We start from the raw sequence: 4,295 nt of genomic DNA, 5'->3' as shown, positions 1-4,295 counted from the left end.
TGAATGCTATGATCGGCATAACTCAGTCCGGTTGGTGATTTGTTTTGATTTGGCGATTGATCAGATCGCTCAAACCGGATTGAGTTCCCTTCAGTGATCTACTATTAGGCGCAGTTATTTAGATCTCGCTGAATAGCTTTAAGGTTTACCAGGACATGCCGATTATATTCTGGTTAGCGATTTAGGTAATGACATGTCATCTGTGATGATTTTTGAACCAGGGCACCAATATCGCCTGCCGGCTGTATGGTAAACATAATTATTCTCCTGAATATGAGCGAATGGATATGAAAATAACATCAAGGTCTGATCAGCAGGGTAACACTGGCTTGTTGAGTGAATTACGGCTTGTTCCTTTATTCGTCATTATTCTTGGCGGCATCATGCTGCTATTTGGTTTATCCATAGGGACGTCCAGCTATTTTTTACAACGCAGCAATCAGTCGCTGGCGGATGTTACTCAATAGATTGATATCCGAATGGGTATATCGGATAGCTCCAGTCATCTCCGTACCGCACGTTTATTATTGATACAAGCCGCTGCCGCCGCGCGTATTGGTGATTCGGATGTTTTTAATGACAACCTGAAGCAGGCTCTAAGCAGTGTGGAGCAATCAAAGCAATCTTTTCGGATTTATGAACAACGCCCGGTTAAAACGCCTCAGGAATCCGCGTTAGATGCCGACTTACGCAAAACCTACGATGCCTATGTCAATCAAGGCATCATGCAAATGCTCGAATCCGCAAAAGAAGGGCTGTTTGAAGAAGTGATTACGCTTGAATCGGAAGAAACCCGCGTATTGGATCTGACCTATAATAAACCGTTGCGGGAGGCCATGACCTATCGAATACAGCGCGCAAACAATCTGAATAATACGGCGCAGGCCAACTCCTTGTTAGGGTATACCTTGATGGGGGTCAGCTTCGCTATTGCTGCTGTATTAGCCCTTCTTACCTTCATGCTGCTTAGGCGCGTGCTCATTAAACCAATAAATGACTTAGTCAGTCGGATTCAACGAATCGCGCAAGGCGACCTCACTCAGATGCCTGACAAATATGGCAGAAATGAAATCGGTACGCTGGGCCATAATGTTCAACAAATGCAGGCTTCTCTGGTAACCACCGTCAGGGAAAGCGCCGATTCCATCTACCAGGGCTCAACAGAAATTACCTCTGGCAATACCGATTTATCTTCACGCACAGAGCAACAAGCCGCCGCGCTGGGACAAACCGCGGCGAGCATGGAACAACTAACGGCGACAGTGAAGCAAAACTCGGAGAACGCCCATCACGCAAGTCAGCTTGCGGCGAATGCATCAGGTAAAGCCAGGCAAGGTGGTGATATTGTTGCCAATGTGGTCAACACCATGAATAACATTTCGGCTAGCTCCAGAAAGATATCTGAAATCACCAGCGTGATTAACAGCATCGCGTTCCAGACCAACATTCTGGCGCTGAACGCCGCAGTAGAAGCCGCCAGAGCGGGTGAACAAGGCAGAGGTTTCGCCGTGGTCGCCGGTGAAGTCCGCAATCTGGCGCAACGCAGCGCCCAGGCAGCGAAAGAGATAGAAACGCTTATCTCGGAGTCCGTCAATTTAGTTAACAGTGGTTCGGTACTGGTTGATAATGCGGGCCAGACAATGCGGGAAATTGTGAATGCCGTCACTAACGTTACCGATATTATGGGAGAGATTGCCTCGGCATCCGATGAGCAAAGTCGAGGCATCTCTCAGGTTGGTCAGGCGATCGCCGAAATGGACAGCGTGACGCAACAGAATGCCGCGCTTGTCCAGCAAGCCAGCTCTGCCGCCGCATCGCTGGAAGAACAGGCCGCCGTGTTGACTCGGGCGGTAGCAACATTTCAGTTATCCAGCCAACAATCTCAACGTTACGCCATGGCTCCCACAGTCCAATCAACGTTAACAGCAAAATCAAATGTCTCCCTGGCGCTATCGGAGCAAGGTGCAAAACAAGGTAATAATAACTGGGAAACTTTTTAATTCAGTGAGATAGCATCAATCGCCACAGGTATTGGCCACATCGGATGAAACCAATACCTGCAATCGGTTATTTTTCAACAGGATTGACTGGCTCGACAAATGTTCCGTCTTTACTCTCCACTTCATTGAAGAACCAAATACCGGCAGGATAATCCTTAAGCGATACTAAATACATTGTTCCTTCCTGAAACTCTTCAATCGCCAGAACCACTCCTTCCCGTCTGACTTCGCCATCTGTCTTTACCGTAACTAAATCATTGACTTTCATTGTCTTTTCTCAAAAAAGCTTCATCAAAGAATAAACGCCGACCTCAGTCCTTCCACATAACCCCGTTAGGTTTACTCACCCTCCACCAACGATTATTAAACAAACTCTCCCAATCTAAAACGACTAATTACGTTAAACTAATTGTTTTTATTTTTAATACAAGTGCGTCAAGCGTACTCGCATAAAGAGACCCTATTCGCAGTCATATGGCCGTGCAGCTAAAAATGAAGAATCCTATCGATTGTTTTCTATTCCGGAAAATGCGGGTATGGAGAGAGAACGTAAAAATGCCGCATTGTTAAATTGGGAAAATGCATTTATTTTCAGCGTTGCCACGGGCGTCCCCTTGACCAACATTTCCGAGCTAAGCGGATCGGAGTTTGGTTTATGGTTCAACCATAAAGGAAAACCCAGTTTCAGCAATGCGCAGGTGATCAGAGTCATAGGCGAGTTGATTGTCGAAACTGACAACTATATTAGTCATTTCAGCAAAGCCAGTCCGCTATCGCCAGGCAACTACACGCCTTTACTAAAGACGGTGAGAAGTAAAACCTATAAAATCAAAACGTTGTTTGGATCATTATTTGACGATATACAGAAACTGGAAAGCGGCAAAGATACGCTGACATTATTATTGAATCGCCGTTTTCTACCAACGATTCTACGACATGAAACCTCATTGGCAATGCACTCAAATTCAGCGCTCACAGTTGCGATGCTTGATATTGACCACTTCAAAATAATCAATGACACCTATGGCCATACCACCGGCGATAGCGTATTGAAAAGCATCGCAGAAATTCTGTACGAAAATACCAGAAACAGTGATTATATTTTTCGCTACGGGGGAGAAGAATTCATGGTGGTATTGGTAGAAACACCAAAAGCGATGGCTTACGCGCTGATCGACAGACTCAGGAAAAAAATTCAGGATCACAAAATCAATCTGCAAAGTGGCGAAACCATAACAACCACAATCAGCGCAGGCATTGCAGCCTACAACGGGCATCCTGATTATGAGTACCTGATTAAATCCGCCGATTACGCACTTTATAAAGCTAAAGCCAGTGGTCGAAACCGGATTGAGTGCGCATCAGAATGATAGTTTACTGAAAACCGGTCTCCTCTCAAATGGCTGCGTCAGCGGCCTGGTTCAAACTTGCTCAAACCCACACCAGAAATACGAAGCGGCCATCAGCTTTACCCACCCACAAGCCAAAACTTCTGGTACACAGATCAACACATAAGCACGATCATTAATAACACAGCATGCTTAAAATCCTATATAGTTTCATACTGTGTTTAATTAACTCAATGGAGGGATAATCATTGCAGCGACAACCCGTTTCATCATCAAGGATTCGTTCGATTGGCTATGACTCAAAGTCGCGTATCCTTGAAATAGAATTTCATAATAAAGAAATCTATCAATATATTGGTGTTTCTGAACGCATTTATGGGAAGTTTATTTCTGAAGCGGTGGTATCAAAAGGCCGTTTCTTCGATGGCGTAATAAAAAACAAATTTTTATGTCGCAAAATCAGCTAACCACCCGCAGCCGTAATATTCATTCATCAACACGACCTGTCCTCGCTTAACCCTGTCTATCGGCGCCTCACGACATTGCACAACCTGTTTGTTCTATTCGGTTTAAATCAATGGTGCCGGATAAGCATGGAAAGAGGCGCTATCTAATTACATCGTTCATTAACCACCCAATTGTAATTCAACGTTATCTTTTGGCTTCATCTATAATCCATTGTGCAAAGGCTTGTATTGGCTTTTCACTTAAGCCGAGCGGCTCAGGGAGAATGAGGCAGAAAGTTTTGGAGATGCTTTTCCCCTCTGGCCACGGCGCGATCAACCTGCCTGACCCAAGTTCGGCGTCAACGTACAGGCGCGGCACTAAATAACTGCGCCTAATAGTAGATCACTGAAGGGAACTCAATCCGGTTTGAGCGATCTGATCAATCGCCAAATCAAAACAAATCACCAACCGGACTGAGTTATGCCGATCATAGCATTCA

At 45.2% G+C, this 4,295-nt stretch carries 3 protein-coding genes and 1 pseudogene; 3 read left to right on the top strand and 1 reads right to left on the bottom strand.

Annotated elements, in window-relative coordinates; translation table 11 throughout:
- Positions 1-281: 281 nt before the first annotated feature.
- Positions 282-2,000, top strand: a pseudogene (locus DES54_RS19125) (methyl-accepting chemotaxis protein).
- A 67-nt stretch (positions 2,001-2,067) separates the two neighbouring features.
- Here DES54_RS19125 and dsrB read toward each other — a convergent pair.
- Complete coding sequence (gene dsrB, locus DES54_RS18270) at positions 2,068-2,268, bottom strand: protein DsrB (protein ID WP_113869774.1); 201 nt, start codon at positions 2,266-2,268, stop codon at positions 2,068-2,070.
- A 268-nt stretch (positions 2,269-2,536) separates the two neighbouring features.
- On the opposite strand from dsrB, the gene DES54_RS18265 reads away from it, so the two are divergent.
- Both DES54_RS18265 and DES54_RS18260 read left to right on the top strand, forming a co-directional pair.
- The gene (locus tag DES54_RS18265) at positions 2,537-3,370 is read left to right on the top strand and encodes a GGDEF domain-containing protein (protein ID WP_113869772.1); all 834 of its coding nucleotides are present in this window, start codon (positions 2,537-2,539) and stop codon (positions 3,368-3,370) included.
- Positions 3,371-3,597: 227 nt separating this feature from the next.
- The gene (locus tag DES54_RS18260; RefSeq protein ID WP_113869770.1) at positions 3,598-3,816 is read left to right on the top strand and encodes a KTSC domain-containing protein; all 219 of its coding nucleotides are present in this window, start codon (positions 3,598-3,600) and stop codon (positions 3,814-3,816) included.
- Positions 3,817-4,295 lie beyond the last annotated feature (479 nt).

The sequence above is a fragment of the Brenneria salicis ATCC 15712 = DSM 30166 genome (genome assembly GCF_003315515.1).
Lineage (GTDB): Bacteria > Pseudomonadota > Gammaproteobacteria > Enterobacterales > Enterobacteriaceae > Brenneria > Brenneria salicis.
This window is presented reverse-complemented; position numbering and strand designations above follow the sequence as displayed.

What these genes read in the sequence shown, in the direction of transcription:
- dsrB (WP_113869774.1), bottom strand. Translation starts at nt 2,268, where the DNA reads ATGAAAGTCAATGATTTAGTTACGGTAAAGACAGATGGCGAAGTCAGA.
- DES54_RS18265 (WP_113869772.1), top strand. Translation starts at nt 2,537, where the DNA reads ATGGAGAGAGAACGTAAAAATGCCGCATTGTTAAATTGGGAAAATGCA.